Source organism: Phycisphaeraceae bacterium, assembly GCA_019454185.1.
Taxonomy (GTDB): Bacteria; Planctomycetota; Phycisphaerae; order Phycisphaerales; family UBA1924; genus JAHBWV01.
This window is the reverse complement of record CP075368.1, coordinates 3,782,619-3,800,083: the sequence shown is the minus strand read 5'-3', so window position 1 is coordinate 3,800,083 and position 17,465 is coordinate 3,782,619. Positions and strand designations below refer to the sequence as shown.

Annotated in this window: 9 protein-coding genes; 3 read left to right on the top strand and 6 right to left on the bottom strand. The window is 65.2% G+C overall.

Translation table 11 applies throughout. The annotated features are described in order from the left end of the window. Positions 1 to 95 precede the first annotated feature (95 nt). Positions 96 to 824: a ribonuclease III gene (gene rnc / locus KF838_15850; protein QYK48249.1), complete on the bottom strand. Its 729-nt coding sequence runs from the start codon at positions 822 to 824 to the stop codon at positions 96 to 98. A 393-nt stretch (positions 825 to 1,217) separates the two neighbouring features. On the opposite strand from rnc, the gene rpmH reads away from it, so the two are divergent. Then, positions 1,218 to 1,358: a 50S ribosomal protein L34 gene (gene rpmH / locus KF838_15845; protein QYK49848.1), complete on the top strand. Its 141-nt coding sequence runs from the start codon at positions 1,218 to 1,220 to the stop codon at positions 1,356 to 1,358. A 69-nt stretch (positions 1,359 to 1,427) separates the two neighbouring features. Here rpmH and KF838_15840 read toward each other — a convergent pair whose 3' ends face one another. Then, positions 1,428 to 2,219: an SDR family oxidoreductase gene (locus tag KF838_15840; GenBank protein ID QYK48248.1), complete on the bottom strand. Its 792-nt coding sequence runs from the start codon at positions 2,217 to 2,219 to the stop codon at positions 1,428 to 1,430. A gap of 182 nt (positions 2,220 to 2,401) precedes the next feature. Between KF838_15840 and KF838_15835 the strand changes: the two genes are divergently transcribed. Beyond that, positions 2,402 to 3,445 (top strand): hypothetical protein, encoded by a 1,044-nt coding sequence (locus tag KF838_15835; GenBank protein QYK48247.1) that lies wholly within the window; start codon positions 2,402 to 2,404, stop codon positions 3,443 to 3,445. A gap of 27 nt (positions 3,446 to 3,472) precedes the next feature. Here KF838_15835 and KF838_15830 read toward each other — a convergent pair whose 3' ends face one another. From KF838_15830 to KF838_15820, 3 genes are all read right to left on the bottom strand, one after another. After that, entirely contained in the window at positions 3,473 to 4,039 is a 567-nt protein-coding gene (locus KF838_15830; protein QYK48246.1) for an NADH-quinone oxidoreductase subunit B, read from the bottom strand. Between the two features lie 100 nt (positions 4,040 to 4,139). Beyond that, positions 4,140 to 4,556: a hypothetical protein gene (locus KF838_15825; protein QYK48245.1), complete on the bottom strand. Its 417-nt coding sequence runs from the start codon at positions 4,554 to 4,556 to the stop codon at positions 4,140 to 4,142. A 337-nt stretch (positions 4,557 to 4,893) separates the two neighbouring features. Then, positions 4,894 to 5,982 (bottom strand): hypothetical protein, encoded by a 1,089-nt coding sequence (locus tag KF838_15820; GenBank protein QYK48244.1) that lies wholly within the window; start codon positions 5,980 to 5,982, stop codon positions 4,894 to 4,896. A gap of 92 nt (positions 5,983 to 6,074) precedes the next feature. On the opposite strand from KF838_15820, the gene KF838_15815 reads away from it, so the two are divergent. Then, on the top strand, positions 6,075 to 7,316 hold the full coding sequence (locus KF838_15815; GenBank protein ID QYK48243.1) for a hypothetical protein: 1,242 nt from the start codon (positions 6,075 to 6,077) through the stop codon (positions 7,314 to 7,316). 205 nt (positions 7,317 to 7,521) lie between these two features. Here KF838_15815 and KF838_15810 read toward each other — a convergent pair whose 3' ends face one another. After that, positions 7,522 to 16,983, bottom strand: a complete 9,462-nt coding sequence (locus KF838_15810; GenBank protein ID QYK48242.1) for a hypothetical protein — start codon at positions 16,981 to 16,983, stop codon at positions 7,522 to 7,524. Positions 16,984 to 17,465: the final 482 nt, after the last annotated feature.

Genomic DNA, 17,465 nt, shown 5'->3' with positions numbered 1-17,465 from the left:
CAGAGGGGCAGAGGGGCAGAGGGGCAGAGGGGCAGAGGGGCAGAGGGGCAGAGGGGCAGAGGGAAATAATATTATATAGCTTTGTGCGTTCGCGGCTACGACTTGACCACTCGCACCTCGCCATCGGCGGCGTGGGCGACGATGCCGAGGTCGTGCAGCGCGATGAGGGCGGCCTCCTGCTCGGCCTGCTTCTTGGACTGACCCCAGCAGGGCTCGAACCTGCGGCCGGCGATCTCGACGCAGACCTTGAAGCACTTGGCGTGGTCCGGTCCCTTCTCGTCGAGCACCTTGTACGTCGGGGTCTCGTTGAACACCTGCTGCGCGTGCTGCTGGAGCACGGACTTGTAGTTGTGCTGATGCCCGCTCTCCGCGGCACGATCAACGAGCCCGATCAGGAGCGGGCGCAGGAACGCGCGTGTCATATCGCAGCCGCCGTCGAGATAAACCGCAGCGATGACAGACTCGAAGACCGCGGCGGCGAGCGAGGACGGGAGGGCGTCGCCCCGGGCTGTCTGCATCCCCTTGCCGAGCATCAGCAGGGAGTCGAGCCCGAGCTGGGTCGAGATCTGGGCGCAGGTGCGCCGGGAGACGATGGTGGATTTGATCTTGGTCATCTCCCCTTCGAGGAGATTGGGGAATCGCTCGTAGAGCATCTCGCAGACAACGAGGCCGAGCACGGCATCGCCGAGGAACTCCAGACGCTCGTTCGAGTTGAGCCGGTCTTCGGAGACCGAGGCGTGCGTCAGCGCGAGGTCGAGGAGCTCGATGCGCTTGAACGTGTACCCGATTGCCGCTTCTGCGGCGCGCAACGATGAGTGGTCCATTCCATCCGCCTGTCGGTCCGGTGACCGACGATGTGCTTGAGCGGCGCCATGCGGCTCAAGAGCGGACGCGGGCGCTCATTTGCCGTCCGTGCGAACACCGAACGGACGACGGCAGAGGAGCGGACGCGTCTGCGGTCGGCGAAGCCGACCCGACCCTCTGAACATACCACGCATCGGCGTTTCGTACACCGTACATGGACGAAGGAAAGTGAGATTCAGTCATGAATGTCCGATAACTATGTGGTCTACTGGCCAGTTCAAGGGAAAGCACCGGATGGATCGTCCGCCTGATCTGGCATGGAAAGTAGCAAACGGGCGTCTGGCGGGCTATTGTCTCTGCCCCCCATCGGGCGGGCGTGGGCGATGTCGCCCATGTCGATCCAGGAGCCGGCTATGCATTATCCACACCGTGTCAGCCGTCTGAAGAGGAAGCGCTCGATCGGCTTTCGCGCACGGATGAAGACCACCAACGGGCGCAAGATGATGAACCGCAAGCGTGCCGCGGGCCGCTCGCTGAACGTCGCTGATAAGTGATTCGCTCCCTCTGGCGACACAACTGAAAGTTCATTCACGCCTCGGCAGACGCCGGGGCGTCTTTGTTTTTCACGTGAGCCCGCGAGTCGCGCCGCCGTCGACGAGGAGACTCGTGCCGGTGATGAACGATGCGCGTTCGCTGGCGAGGAACGCGACCGCAGAAGCGAGTTCGTTGGGATCGCCGAGCCGCCCGAGCGGGATCGCCTGTGAGAGCATGGCGTACTCCTCGGCGGGTGTGAGGCCGGAGACCTTGGCGCGGGCCTCGGAGAGGTGGGTCAGGCGATCGGTCGCGTGCATGCCGGGAAGGACGCAGTTGACGAGGATGCCGTGCGGCGCGAGCTCTGTGGCGAGGGTCTTGGACAGCCCGTGGACCGCGCCACGGAGGGCGTTCGAGAGCATCAGGTTGTCGATCGGCTGCACGGCGGAGGTGCTGGTGATCGTGATGATCCTCCCCCACTTCTGCTTCTTCATGTGCGGGATGCAGAGCCGCGAGAGGCGGACGACGTTCATGAGCGTCGAGTCGATCGCGGCCTGCCAGGCGTTCTCGTCGGCTGCGTCGAACGGACCGGGAGCAGGGCCGCCGGAGTTGTTGATGAGGATGTCCGTGCCCCCCCACCGGCTCGCGACCTCGGCGACGAGGCGTTCGCAATCGGCGGCACGGGTGACATCGCACGCCAGGCCGAGGGTCTGGGAGCCCGTCTCCGTGGCGATGGCTCTGGCCGCGGCTTCAGCGGCATCGGCCGACCGTGAACTTACACAGACCCGGCACCCTTCCGAGGCGAGGGCTCGGGCGACGGCGTATCCGAGCCCCTTGGATGAGGCGGCGACGATCGCGACTTTGCCGGTGAGCCCGAGGTCCATGTGCTCTCCTTCGGATGGCTTGGGTGGATGGGGCGAGATGCTATCCGGGCGGGTGATACCGATGAACCGGGGCGGGTGGGGTATCGGGAGACGCTGAGGACGATACCCGATGACTGGCGAGGCACAATCTGATACTCTCGTGGGCCGATTCCACCCCTTCTCTGCCATTGCTGAGGACGACCATGCCGGGCGAAAGCGTCAACAAGGTGTGCTGCAAGTGCGAGGTCGATGTCTCTCAGGCGAAGCGCCACAAGGACGCCAAGGGACGGTACTGGTGCGAGCCGTGCTTCGCGAAAGCCGCGGCTGAGGCGAAGGGTGGAGCATCACAGGGCAAGCCGGATGCGGCTTCCGGCGCGGCGACGCCGGCATGGCTGGCGGGGAGTCTGGCTGTAGAGGGCAAGCGATGCACGGCGTGCTCCGCGCCGATGCCGAAGGAGGGAGTGATCTGCACATCGTGCGGTCACAACAGCGAGACGGGGAAGGCGATGGGGACGCGGGTGGTGATGGCGCCGAAAGAGAAGGCGCCGAAGGCCAGCAAGGGGCCGAGTCTGCTGGGTGGTCTCGGAGGCGCGTTGCAGGGCCCTGCTGCGGTTGGATTCAGTGTCGTAGGCGGCGCGGTAGGAGGCGGGATCGGCGCGTGCATCTGGGCCATGATCGCAAAGTCCCTCCAGGTTGAGATCGGGTACATCGCCGCGCTTGTGGGCATGTTGGCGGGTGGTGGTGTCGCGGTGATCGCCGGCAACTACAGAGGAATGACGACAGGGATCATCGCGGCCGTGATCGCCGTAGCAGCGGTGATGGGCGGACGATACTGGGCGATCTCGATGATCGCGGATGAGTTCGTCGGAAAGATGTCCAGAACCGAGATGAGGATCCAAGAGGAAGATGCCCCCTATTTCCTTGCTCGCGAAGTCACCTCAGAGTGGGAGGCATCGGGGCAGCTGAAGAACTGGATCTCGAATGTGTCCCGTGAGGATGCGGAGAAGCTCGAGGATTTTCCGAAGGAGATCCAAACGGAGACGATGCGTCGTTGGACAGCGAAATCATCTGCGGAAAGAGCCGCGTATGTCCGTGTCCAACAGGACCGCTTCAATCAGGGCGCGAAGGAGTACTTGAAGGAAAACGTCTTTATGGATTCCTTCGATCTCATCGACGGGATCTTCATCATGGTGGCGATTGGCGTTGCCTTCGGCATCGGGAGCGGCGGCTCATTCAACGATGACTGAGTCGGCTGCAGCCCGTTCGTCACGCGCTCACCGCACGCCGATAGGCAGCGGCTGAGGGCGGACGACGTGGGTCGGCTGCACCGCGATGTTGAGCGGGATGCGCTTGCCGTCGGGGCCCTTGGGCGGGATGCCCTCGTTGTCGATGTGGCGCTGGATGGCCATGATGCCCTCGATGAGCATCTCGGGGCGGGGCGGGCAGCCGGGGACGTAGACATCGACCGGGATGTACTGATCGCACCCCTGCACGACGGCGTAGGTGTCGAAGACGCCGCCGGTGGAGGCGCAGGCGCCCATGGAGATGACCCACTTGGGCTCGGTCATCTGCTCATAGATACGCTGGAGGACGGGCATCATCTTGACGCTGATGCGACCGGCGACGATGAGCAGGTCGGACTGGCGGGGGCTGAAGCGCATGACCTCTGCGCCGAAGCGGGCCAGGTCGTAGCGGGAGCAGGCGGTGGCCATGAGTTCGATGCCGCAGCACGCGGTGGCGAAGGGCATCGGCCAGATAGAGGAGCGGCGAGCCCAGTTGATCACACGCTTGAGCTGCGTGGTCAGGATGGCGTCAGTGGGAAGTGCGGCTTCGATGCCCATGGGGGGAACTCCAGAGAGAGAAGTCTAGGGGCATTCGGCATTCGGCATTCGGCATTCGGCATTCGGCATTCGGCATTCGGCATTCGGCATTCGGCGCCGGCTAGGGCAGGGGCTCGATCGTTGCCATCGCGGGTTCGATGTCGGAGACCTTCAGGATGCAGCGCGGGCCGAGCCCCGGGCCACGCTGGGCGAGGTAGGCGTATCGGATGTTGACGCGGGCAGCGGCCAGTGCGACCGCGATCTCTCGGAGGGCGTTGGGGCGGTCGGACATATCCACCACGACGACCTCGGTCTCCACGATCGGGCTGACGCCGGAGTCAACGAGCGATTCGCAGGCGTGTCGCAGGGTTTCGGTCTCGCGGCCGAGAAGTCGCACAACGGCCCGGCTGTTGTGTTCGGCCACATTTACAGCCGCGAGCTGGACCCCGTGTTCTCCGAGCGCGCCCAGCACACCCGCCAGTTCACCGGGACGTTGATCGAGGTAGATGGAGAATTCGGTGTGTCGTTCGGCGTGCATCAGGGCCTCTGAAGCGTTGTGAAGGGACGAAGACCCTCTGGCCGTTGTGGCCGGTTGGAGGGTGGGAAGCCGCGGCTCTCAATCGCGCGGCGTGTACCCCGACGGACGACGCGGGTTCGATTTCGTTTCTGTACCGAACACAGCCCGATCTACAAGACTGTTGGAACGGTTCGAGGGCTGGACGGCGACGCCTTCTGCGCCGATGCCCTCTGCCTTGACGACCCGCTTGTAGCAACCGCTCGTTGAAGCTAAAGCGGCAAAGAGGGTCGCACACGCGGAGAGCGTGAGAAACATGTGGAAGGGTCTGGTCCGTAAGCCGTGCAGCATGGGAAGGATGTTATTCCCTCTCCGAGCGTCGCCGGTTCGCTCCAGTTCGATTCTTGGGCTGAAAAGCGGCGTTCCGGGTTCGCGGGCCAGTTGAGGGCCTGGCTGCTTTTGCGGGCGATTCTGAGCGTCCTGAGGCATCTGCTCTGCCCCCTGCGTTCCCGGTCGGCCTCGGGGCTCGCTTGGTGGGATCGGGCTTCGCGTTTCGGGGTTTGGGGCTGCTTGCGGCGCGCGAGGCGCGGCGGGGCTTGCGTTTGCCTGCCTTTGATGCCGACCTGGGGCGATCGGGGAGGGGTGCGGCCTCGCTGACATCCCGCTTGAGGGCGAGGACCTCTCGACGTTCGAGTTCCCTCCACTCTCCTCGTGCGATCCCCCTGAGGAGTAGAGGCCCGAAGGCGATGCGTTCCAGGCGTTTGACGTGGTGTCCGGTCTTGGCGAGCAGGTCCTGCACGAGCGTGCCGCGGGATTCGAGCAGATTGATGCGCAGGATGGTCTTGCCGTCGTCGAACCCGATGATGGAGACCGGCTCGCCGGTGTCTGTCGTCGTCCTGCGCGAGCGGAGCCGTCGGTTGAGTTCCGCCAGCGTGCGGGGAGGAACGACGCCGGCGACCGCGACCTCGTAGACGCGCCGGCCTCCGAACTTCGGGTGGGTCAGCCTGTGGGCGAGGTCTCCGTCGTTGGTCAGCAGGAGGAGCCCCATGGCGTCGTAATCGAGCCGCCCGACCGGAAACAGGCGTGCGCCGGAGTGGTGGCGGACGAGATCGAGGACGGTCAAGCGGTCTGCGCCCGGCTCGTCCGACGCGGCACAGAGCGTGCGCGGGGGCTTGTTGAGCATGATGTAGACGGGCGGAGAGGCGGGCTTCAGGGGCTTGCCATCGACGATGATGCGATCGGCGGCGGGATCCACCCATATCGGCAGATCGGTGAGCACGCGTCCGTTGACCCGGACCTTGCCGTCTTTGATGAGTTGCTCGCACGCGCGGCGGGAGGCGACCCCTGCCTCGGCGAGCACACGCTGGAGACGCTCACCCCGCGACGCGTCGCGGTACTCGTCTTCGGGGCGAGCATGGGGAGACTTTGTGGATCGGAGCGGGTGTTGCACGGCGGAGTGTAGCGCACGGAGCGGGGAATCCGGTGTATTGTGTACGAGGTGCGGGGGGCAGTCGGCAGACGGGTTCGTCACGGAGGACGGCCATGGCAGAGAAACTGACTCGGGCGGAAGCGGCCTCGGCGGTTGAAGAGATCCTGATCACCCCGCGCGTGCTCAACACCGAGCGCTACGCGGCGATGATCGAGGAGCTCGGCTCGCTCGTGAGGGCTGCGGCTACGCAGACCAGCGCGATGGGGGCGGCGGCGGAGGAGCTGCGTGTCGCGCAGGCGATCGCCGGGCGGACGCTCGAAGAGCTTCGGTCGAGGACCGAGTCGCTCGGGCGGAGCGTCGCCCTGATCGATCAGCGGCTGGCGCGCGGAGAGTCGCAGCTCACGCGGGCGTCGGAGCAGGTTCACGCCGCGTTGGAAGCGACCGCGCGTGTGGAGCGGTTGGCGGCTGCGGATGTCGGTGAGGCGGCGGCACGGCTGGCCGAGGCCGAGCGTGCTGCGATCGAACGAGTCGAAGCGGCATCGCAGCGCGAGTCGTCGCGTCTGCGGGCAGGATCCGACGAGGGGATCGCCGTGATCGAGGCGCTGATCCGCGACGGCGGAGCTAGGGCCGCGGCGGGCGCGACGGAAGCGGCCCACCGCGCCGCGGCTTCGGCCGCGGAGGGGATCGTGTCGCGCTTCGAGGCGAGACTCGACGAGCGTGCGGCTGCGATCCGGCGGGCGTTGCTCGAGCAGGCCACCGGCGCGACCGACGCGATCGAGCGGGCTGTTGGTGCGGGCGTTGCGAAGATCGATGACGCGACGACGAAGGGCGTCACGGAGGTTGAGGGCTCTGCGCGTGCCGGGATCGAGGCGTCGCAGGAAGCGAGTGCGACGCTTGGAGCACTGGTCGAGCGGGCCGAGTCGCTCTCACGGCCGGAGACACTCGAACCGATCCGCACGCTCGTGCGCGAGCTGGGACTCGGGATCGACAACGCAGAGCGTGTGCGGGGCTCGCTGTCGGAATTGCTCGCAAGGGCCGAGGCGGACAGGGAACGCATCGAGGATGTGGTGAGCCGGGCGCGGACCGAGGAGCACTCGGCAAGCGCGAGCGAGACCGACGCATCCCGGTCGCTTGGAGAGGATGCGCTCCGCGATCTGGAAGCTCGATCGAGAGCGCTGATCGCATCGACCGAGGAGCGGCTCCATGCCGCGTCGGCGCACGCCGAGCGGCTCGGCGCGTGGCTGGCCCAGGCGCTGGCTCACGCGCAGCAGACGGGCGCGGCGCTTGAGGCCGTGGTGCGACGCGCCGAGGGCGTGGGGCAAGGCGCGGCTCCGCGATCTGGAGCCGCGAGGTAGTAGAAATGAAGACGAATGGTTGACAGGCGTCTGGGTGAGCGTGCGTCGTGGGCGAGACGGCCGCGCGACTGGGAGTGATGCGCGCGGCTCGGGAACGGCACGCGGTCTCCCAAAGAAATGACCCGCGCCCTGGGTAAGCAGGACGCGGGTCCGCAGGGGGTCCGCGCTCGGACGTACGCCGCCCGAGCACGGTGTGGGGGGCTGATCAGTCGGAGGCCAGGATGCGGTCGAGGAGAGAGACGGCCCGCTGGCGGCCGAGGAAGAAGTTGGTGTTGTCGATGGGGTCGATGCTGCTTGAGAGCAGGCGGTTGGCGTTGGAGTAGCGGTAGGGCTGGGCGAGACCTGGGATGTTCTGGACGCTGTTGGAAGCCATGATGTCGGCATCAGCCGAGGTCGTGAAGTTGTTGGAAATGCGGAGGCCGAGCATCTCGCCGACGCGCCGGCCGACGGCGGCGGTGAGGGACTGGCTGAGCTGCTCGAGTTCGGCCTGGCTCTGGGTGTAGCCGAGCGAGCTGGCGGAGGGGATGAAGACGACCGACTCGTCGCGTGCGCTGATGTTCAGCGCGTCGGAACGCTGGCTGTATCCGAAGGGCTGGTTGGTGATGGTGCCGATGCCGAAGAAGGAGAATCCGCTGTTCACGAAGTTGAGACTGTCGAAGTCGCTCGTGAGGAAGACTGTGGAGAAGTCCTGGAACTCGAAGTCGGCGGGATTGGCCGAGATGCGGATATCGACGCCCACGGCGGCGTACGCGCCGGTGAGCTGCGAGATGATGGAGTCGAGGAGGAACTTGTCGATCGTGCGCCCGTCTGCCACGTTGCCGGCGTATCCGAGCACGCGGGAATCGAAGCCGGTGAGCGTCGTGGTCAGGCCGCCCGCCTCGAGCCAGTTGACGGAGCCGCCCCTGGTTTCGAGCAGGATGTTCTGAACAAGACGTGGCGCGGCGGCGACTGTTCCGCCGAACTGGACGATCTCGATCTGGTAGTCGGTGTTGAAGGCGCCCTGGAGATAGACGGCGTACTTGGCGGGGACTGTGCCGTCGGAGCCAAGCGCGCCGGGCGTGACGAAGTCGATGTAGAAGTCGCCGTTGGCGTCGAAGCCGTAGGAGTTGGTGCCGTTGTCGGCGATGACGCCGGTGCGGCCCTCACGCCCGGTGAAGTCGGTGGGCGAGAAGAGGAGGACGCCGTCGTCGATGCCGACGGAGTTGGTGGTGTCGAAGACACCGAACTGGACGAAGCCGCGGTAGTCGAAGAAGGTGGAGAGAAGGAAGATGTCGGAGATGGAGCGCTGGTTTCTGGACCCGAGATCTGCGCCGAGGTCGGCGAGCTTGACGGTGATCTTGAGTCGGGTTCCGGGTGCGATGGCCTGGCGGTTGTTGAGGTGGTAGATGTCAACATCGGCCCAGACATCGCTGGGGACGCCGCTGTGGCCGGTGGGGCCGATGGCGGAGGAGATGGTGACGGTGCGGACGGCGGTGTTGACGCCGTTGATGACGGCGGTGGTGAAGTTCGAGGTGATGCCGTCGGGGCTCGTGCCGAGGACAAAGTCGTCAGCGGTGCCCTTGATGCCGTCGGGTCCGGCGTTGTAGACAAAGGTGTAAGAACCGATGATGCGGGTCGTGAGGTCGTCGGCGGTGCCGAAGATGCGGTCGGGTCCTGCAAAGTCGAGCGCTGACGGTGCGTAGACCACGGCGTTGCCGTCGCCGGCGTTGGTCGAGGCATTGAAGCCGGAGTCTCCGTCGTCGAATATCTCGATGTCGAATCGATAGGTGCCGACTGCGCCGGGGATCGAGTCGATGTTGGGGACCGTGGCGTTCGAGAAGGCGTTGGTGTTGCCGATGGCGATGACGTAGACGCCGGTCTGCTTCACGAGGTACGCGAACTCGCCGACGAAATCGAACTCTGTCCGGCCGTTGACCGGCAAGGCGAGGAGCGCGGCAGAGGTCTGGCCCTCGCCGAGGATCGCTCCGTTGGGATCGACGATGGAGCGACCCGCGAGGAGAGCGGAGCCCTGCATCTGACCGAGGCGGAGGATCTGTCCTGCCTGGAGGGAGACGCGGTAGAGATCGACATCACCAGCGGGCTTGAAGAAGTTGATGTTGGTGTCGGGGTGATCGCCGATGGAGCCGCGGACCGTGTACTTGCGGTTCGCGTCGGCAAGGCCGTCCGACGCGCGGTTGTTGTCCATGACGATGTCGAGGTTGAACGGCCCGTAGAAATCGATGTCGAGGATTGAGTTGCCGAATGTATTTACGATCGTGCTCCGCTGCGACGTGAGCTTGTCGCCCGCATCGCCGACGAAGTCGTCCTCTGAGTAGTTGTCGCCGGCCTCTGCGAAGCCGTTGCCATCGCCGTCGAGACGAGCATTGACAAGCGAGGCGCGGAGGATGTTCTGATCCAGCTCGAAGCGATAGGCACCAGCTCCGGGCACACCGACAACCTGCGGGAGGTTGCGCTCCGTGACGGCGCGGGCGAAGGTAACCGTCGCGACGCGCGTAGTCGGGTTGTACGTGAGGGTGTAGTCAAGGCCCTCGATGAGACGGATCGTCACGCTGCCCGTGCCGCGGACTTCGGAGACCGAGAGTGCTCGGGAGAGTGTCGAGACGTCGAGCGGCATGTTGAACGTGAGGTTCGCGGAGTAGACGCGCGAGGCCTCGTCGACGCGGAGATCGGTGACCTGGATGGGCTCGGGGTTGAGCGTGATGGGTCCGAACCTGAAGTTGCCCTGGTTGCGGGCGTTCTGGCCAGCGATGCGGACCGTGCCGATGGTACCGGTCGAGGAGATGGCGTAGGACTCGGAGTTGACGTTGGAGCCGACCTGAGAGCCGCCGATGGTGATCGAGCCGATGGTCGAGCGTCCCTCGGCGACGAGGTCGTCGTTGTTGCCGAAGAAGCCGTCGTTGCCGCGATAGATGCCGGCGACGATGTCGGACTCTGCGAAGTTGCCGCCGATGGTGATCGTGCCGATGCGCCCTGTGGTGATGAGGTCGGCGTTGACGCCTGTGCCTCCGAAGCGTCCGTCGGCGCCGAGATCGATGCCGGACATGATCGAGGAGTCGAACATGTCGCCGGCGATGGTGACCGAGTTGATGGCGTCGCGAGCGGAGATCCAAGCGCGGCTGAGGGATGCCGCGGTGAGCGATCCGATCGTGTCGCCGGCGCGGACGAAGCCGACATTGATGGAGCCGCCGATCACGATGGACGTGATGGACCGATCGGAGGAGAGCAGGCCGAGGAAGGTCTTGCCGACGTTCACGGTGCCGATGTCGAGGGCGATGATCGAGGCCTCTCCGACGATGCCCGGTGAGGTGTTGCCGAAGAAGCCGGAGATGTTGGTTGCGGTGATGGTGCGGGCCTCGACGTGGCCGCCGAAGAAGTCGCCGGAGATGAGCGAGGAGAGCGTGCCGCCGACGATGATGCGGCCCGTGCTGTTGAAGGTGGCGACGTTGATGACGCCTGCGTTGCCGTCGACCTTGATGTTGCTGTTGCCTGTGAGAGAGCCGGTGACGACGATCGAGCCGATGCTGATGTCGTCGCGCCCGACGATGTTCAGGTTGGCGACAGATCCGCCGCCCGCGGGGTCAACGCGGAGGATTGTGGCCGACGTCGTACCGGAGAAGGTGACGGTGCGTGTCGAGGCGTCCCAGCGGACTGAGCCTGGACCGCTGAACGAGATGCGTGTGGAGACGCCCCCGATGTTGACCGTGAGGCCCGAGCCGGGGACCACAACGCCGGGCTGTGCCTCGCCCGGTGCGAGGATGTCCGGATCGGTCGTCGGGCGAGTTGTGCTGGCGCGGAAGATGCGGCCGTCGATGCCACCGGCGAGCGAGTCGGCCGTGAGCCGGGCATTGGTGACGGGGCCGGAGACGATGATGTTGCTCGCACTGGAGAGTCCGACGGCCGTGCGGTCGTCGCCGCCGATGTAGAGCCCGTCGGCCCCGGCGTTCACACCCGCGACAAAGTCGACGGTGTCGAGTGCGCCAGCGCTGATGCCGTTGATCGTGCCGGACCGGACGACATCGGCGTTCGCGCCGGTGCCTCCGGGAAGGTTGTCGGCACCGAAGGAGACGATGCCCGCGCCGAAGAAGGCGCGGTTCACGCCGCCCGTGAAGGTGATGTTGCCGATCTGATCTCCCGCGGCGATGACGGTGGCTCGTTCGGTGGTGCCGCCGTTGTTGGCGACACCGCCATTGACCTGCATGGCGAGGATCGACCTGCCCGCGTGGATGAATGCCTCAAAGATGGAGCCGTTGGTGACCTCGAAGGAGACGATGTTGTGCCCGGCCGTGATGCGTGGCCCATCGACGCCGGTTGTCGCGGCGACGCCCGGGGGCAGTTCGTTGCGGCGTGCGTCGTAGCTGCGGAAGGCGGAGTTGGCGGGGTTGATGCCGACATCGCCGAAGATGCCGTCCGCGCTGGCGACGACGCGCAGCGACGTGATGTTCCAGTCGGCGTGGACATTGCCGAGGAGGTGGCCGCTGTTGATCACGAGGGAGTCGATGCTGCCGTCGTACGAGGCGATCGTGCGTCCCTTGTAGAACGACCCGTTCGAGATGGTGACGGTGCCGATGCCGCCCGACCAGGAGACGATGCTGCCTCCGAAGTCGCCGTTGGCGACGACGGAATTGATGCGTCCGAAGGCGATGATGGAGCCGTTTCCGACGAGGTTCGCGCCGGGCTTGGCAGAGACCGCGCCCGTGGTGACCGTGCCGGTGATGCTCTGTCCGACGCGGATGTCGTTGTAGAGCGTGCCGCCCGCGGTCGCGCTGCCGAGGTTCCCTCGGATCAGAACGACGCCGGGCTTGGAGATGTTTCCGATGTGGCGTCCGGCGACGAGGGTGGTCACGCCCGCGCTGACATCGCCTGTGATGTCGAGGTCGCGTCCCGCGCTCAGCAGTGAGATGCTGCCGAAGGCGGTGATGGTGGTGATGCGGGACTTGATGTCGCCGACGGTGGTGCGAATCGTGCCGATCGGGCCGGCGGAGGAGATCTGACCCGAGATGAGGTTGACGGCGGAGACCAGGTCCATGCGTCCACGCGGACCGGTGACGCTGATCGTCGTGTTGATGATGCTGTCGCCAGCGGTGAGCGAGACGATCGGGCCCGAGATGGCGATGCTGGACGAGACGATGGTCTCTGTGGCCGCGAGTCGGGTGAGTTCACCGGCGTTGATGTTGCTGGCCCGCATGCGCGCGGTCTGGAAGTCGCGCACGATGCCATCGACGTCGAGGATGACACGGACGGTGTCGGATGCGGAGTAGAGGTTCAGATTGCCCACGACATCGATCGTGATGTCCTTCACCGTGCCGAGCAGGGTGGTGGCGTTGGTGGTGCTGCCGTTGACGCGGAACTCGTTGAGGTTGCCGTCAACGATGACCGCGTTCGGGAAGAGCTCGAGCGCGGTGCCGGAGAGCGTCGAGTTGCGGTACTCGTCCGCGGTGATGAGGTTGATGTTGCCGTTGGCCTGGATGAAGACGGCGTCGAACACGCCGCCGAGAACCTGGAGGCGATTCAGATCGCCGAAGAACATCTCCGTGCGGAAAATGTCGGCGTTGCGTGTGAGGATGTCCTGGGCCTGTCCTCTGGCGATGTTGTCCGCTCCATACAGGATGGAGGTCCAGAAGTTGTCCATGTTCGAGACGGAGATGTAGGCATCGATGATCCGCCCGCCGTTGGTGAGCTCAACGAGCGAGATGCCGCCGACCTCTCCGGGTTCGCCCACGGTCTGATTCGACGCCGTGATCGTGCTGGAGATGATCGAGCCCGCGATGCGGTCGCCGATGACGGTGCGGACCTCGTTGGTCGCGAAGATGCCTGTCGTTGAGAGGGGCGAGTCGGCCCGCTGGAGGAGACCGTCGCCGATCTCGACGCGGGAGATGATGTTCGCGAAGACGGTCCCGACGATGCCCTCGAAGCGGCCGATCGGCGTGACACCGTCCAGATTCGCCACGAGACGGACGAGTTCCGAGGTTGCTCCCTGGAGGATCACATCGCCGACCGCGCCGTTGGTGCGGATCTCGGTGACGTTGCCATCGCGGACGACGATGCCGTTGAGATAGCCGTCAAAGGGAGAACCGACATCGTCGAGGAACGCCGCGCCGGCCGCGTTGCTGGCGTTCTGGGTCGGACGGAAGATCCCGCCGCCCCAATCGCCGGCCATGGTCTCGCGAACGATACCGAGCGGGCCGCCGACGGTCTGGTTGAGGCCTGAGGCGAGCCCGAGGAACGGCCCGATGAGCTTGGGGCCGAACTCGACAACCTCGGTGCGTCCGATGTCGCCCGAGCCGAACTCGACGAAGCTGATCCCGAGCACATCCATCGCGACGATGTCGCCGTTCGGGGTGTCGTTGATGATGCGCTCGAAGGCATCGCCGCCTGTCTGCACGATGCGCCAGATGTCGACCTCGCCGGAGCCGACGATGCGGATGCTGGAGGTGGCGACGGTGTTCGTGAGGGTGATGCGTCCGATCGAGACCGGCGTGCCGGTGCGTCCATCGCTCTGGATGTCGAGACGCTGCCCGGGTCCGCTGAGATCGACCTGGACCTCAGCGATCGCAACGCCTTGCGAGCCGTCAACAGGCAGGAAACGGACAAGGCCGACAGGGACGCCGTTCGGCGCGCCCGCGACACTGAACGTGACCTTCGCACCGCCATCATCGACGAGTTCGAGCACCTGCCCGCCGATAATCGGCAGCGTGGTGTTGACGGAGTTGACCGAGACCTGGGGCGAATCGACGAAGCGGACATCGGACCCGAAGCCGGTGTTGAGCGAGCTGAAGCCGCCACCGAAGCCACCCCAGATGCCGTAGAAGGTGTTGGGCGTGTCCTGAACATCCTGCGAGACGAGGATGCCGCCGATGATCGAACCAGCGGGGGTGCGAACGGAGATAGACGGGCCATAGATGTGGCCGCCGACGCGGATCATACCGATGGAGCCATCGCCGCCGTTGACGCCGGTGCGTAGAACGAACTGCGAGCCGGTGGTTGCGGAGGGCGCAGAATCGCGATCGATACCGATCGAGCCGCGGACGTCGATGACGCCGACGCGGCCGCCGACCGTCATGTTCAGGTTGCCGAGGTCGCCCTCGAGCCCGTCGTTAGCGCCGGCACCCGCCGCTGTGGCGATGCCCGTGACGAGGTTGCCGAAATCGCCCCCGATGAAGACGTTGATGACGTCCTGGCGGAGCCCCTCGAACTCGATGTTCAGGTCTGAGCCGGTGGTGATGTTGTAGAGGTTGCCCTGGACGGAGACGGTGCCGCCTCCCCATGTCATCAGGGCTTGGACATCGGTCACGTCCGAGTTGATATAGTCTGTTGGGTCGGCATCCGCACCCGCAGATGTTCGGATACCGGTGCCGACGCGGATCGCGCCGAGCGAGCCGTTCAGGACCTGGATGTTCACGTCGTTGCCGAGCCCGTTGCGGACGTTGTCCTGCCCGAGTGAGCCGCCGGTGCGGAGACCGCCGAACGTGACAGGCGCGAGGCCGCTGAGCGTGACCTCGTAGTTGACACCGGTGGTTTCTGTTCCGTCAACAACCCCGGGGCTGAGCACCACGAGGTAATAAAGCCCGGGCGCGTTCGGCGAGAACGTAAAGATCGACTGCTTAGACGTGCGGGTGCTGATGGAGTTCGCGGCGAGCATCCTGCCATCGACATCGACGATGCGGACATACTCGCCGCCGACGTTCGAGATTTCGACACGAACATCGTTCCTGCCGTCAACCAGGAAGCCGTAGACGTCCGCGGCATCCTCGTTGGAGTTGATCGGGTCCATGAGCCCGACGTTGCCGCTGATGATGACGGATGTGCCCTGACGATTGACGATCTCGGCGCCGATGATGGTGTCGTTGCGGTAGAAGCCGTTGCCGTAGAACAGAGCTTGTCCGGTGCCGCCGGTGATGGCATTGACACTGGTGCGGTTGACGTGCGCGCGGATCGACGCGGCCTCTGTCGCGGCAATGAGGATGCCCTGCGCGACTTCGAGCTCGCGATAGCGGAGCGAGTCGATCATGGGGCGCGTCTGGGGCGACGAGAGGTCGCCCAGCACCGAAACCTCCATCAGGGAGCGACCGGCAACCGTGAACTCGCCGAGCGTGCGCCCGACAATCAGACTGCCGTTGGTCTTCGTGATCAGGTCGAGATCGTTGAAGCCGGAGAGATCGGCACCGGGGTCGGGTACCCAGAGACCAGCATCGGTCGCGGCGACGAACCGGCCGAGATCGCCCTGCACGCTGAACGTGCCGAGGGGGTACGTGATCGCGAGCGTGTCCAGCGCGCCCGTGAACTGGCTGGAGCCGAAGACAACGCCGTGGATTGCGACAGAGCCCATCGAAGAGCCGTCGGTGACGAAGATCCCCTGCTCAGGATTGGTGAAACCGGAATTGACAAAACCACCCGTGCCCGGCGGGAGCCCGACCGGGTTGTAGTTGTTCAGGGGCCTTACCCAGGGACTGCCGATGATGACCGAGCCCGGCGCATCGGGCAGGCCGATGACTCCGTCTGGCGTGAAGGCGAAGCCGAAACCCGCATCCTCGAACTCGCTGAAGTAGCCGGCTCGGTTCTCGAGCAAAGAGACGACGCCCTGTTGGATTCTGAACCCAACAATCGTGAGGGAGGTGCGAACATCTCCGCCGGACAACTCGATCCTTCCGATACCATCGTTGAAGTTCGGGATGCCGTTGTCATCCAGATCGACGAGCGGCACCGTAAGACCCTGGGGCGCGCCGAGCTGGATCGTCTGGACAATGTCTCTTCCATAGAGGTCAAGGAAGCGAACGGTCGATCCGATGGGGCCGCTGAAGACAACCTCCGCGCCAAAGATGCGGCTCGACACGATGTCAGAGAAGTTGCCGGCCGGAATCGTGTAGTTCACGTTGTCCATCGCGAACAGAACCGGGCCCGACGCGTTGAAGCGGATCGAGTCGAACACGGGGGTCGCGCTGTTCTGCGTTGTGAATCTGAAGGTGCCGACACCGGGAAGTGCGGGATTGGTCTGGTTCAGGGCTCGCAATTGCGCGCCGGTGTAAGAGGCAACGACCTGCCCACGGAAGAAAAGATCGACACGCATGCGAGCCGAGTCGAGGCCGACGTTGTTGCCGACGCCGTAGACCTCCATGGTCATCGACTGGACACCGATGTTGGTCGTGTTGGTGCCCTGGCCACGGAAGGTGTATGTGAACTGCTCGCCCGCGACCATGTTGGCTTCGAGCGCGATCTCCTGGATGGGCTGGGTAAAGGCGGGTGCCGGGCCCTGGGCGATGTACCCGAGGCGCTCGCGCACGGCAAAGCGAGCACCGACTGAGATGTTGTGCGTGACGCGGAGGCCGCTGCCGTTGAAGATCGTGCCGCTGGCGATGGGCTGTACCGCGACGCCGTCGCCGCGTTCGTCGTTGAAGTCCTCGTCGAAGTCATCCGGCGGGTTGATCTGCAGTTCTTCTCCGGTCTGCAGGATCGGGATGGTGTACCCGAACTGGGCACGGACCTCACCGATATCGCCGCTCACCAGATCGCTGGGCGTGATCGTCATGGAGAAGAGGAGCTGACGCGGCTCCAGCCGTTCGAGCGACGCGAGCCCGGCGATGCCGGAGAGACGCGACACATCGCGGTCTGCGCTCCGACGGGAGGCCGCGGGACGCGTGTAGGGACGAGGGGAGCGACGGGAACCCTTCATGGCTGCTCCTGAGAAACAAACTGATGCGGCTCCGGCAGGCCGGACCCGCTGCTGAGACATACTTCAACACTCGCGGACACGAATGCGTCGTGCAGCCGCGCCCGCCCACAGAAGGACAACGCCCGCGGGGCGGGGTCCGACTGGGGCGTGGATGGTAGCGACAACGTCTGCAACGTGTAGTCCCTGAACGATTCGGGGCTTCGGCTTGCCTTTCGAGCGAGCCGGAACCCTGTCTGGCTGGTGGACCCGGTCGGAGCGACGCCTGCATCAAGCAGGGACGCGGCACCTGGGTTTGAGCGTCGCTCCCTCAGCGTTCAGAACGCTCTCGGAGCAACTGCTCAGGCCCGATGGCGACAAGCGGGGGTCGCCCAAGGGCTGGGGTCGCGCACCCGGCGCGTCCCCGTTCGGACAATCTACCCATACGTCGTCTGGAAAGCAAGGTTCCCAGACGTTCATCCACATACCGAACGCAGAATGGGGTG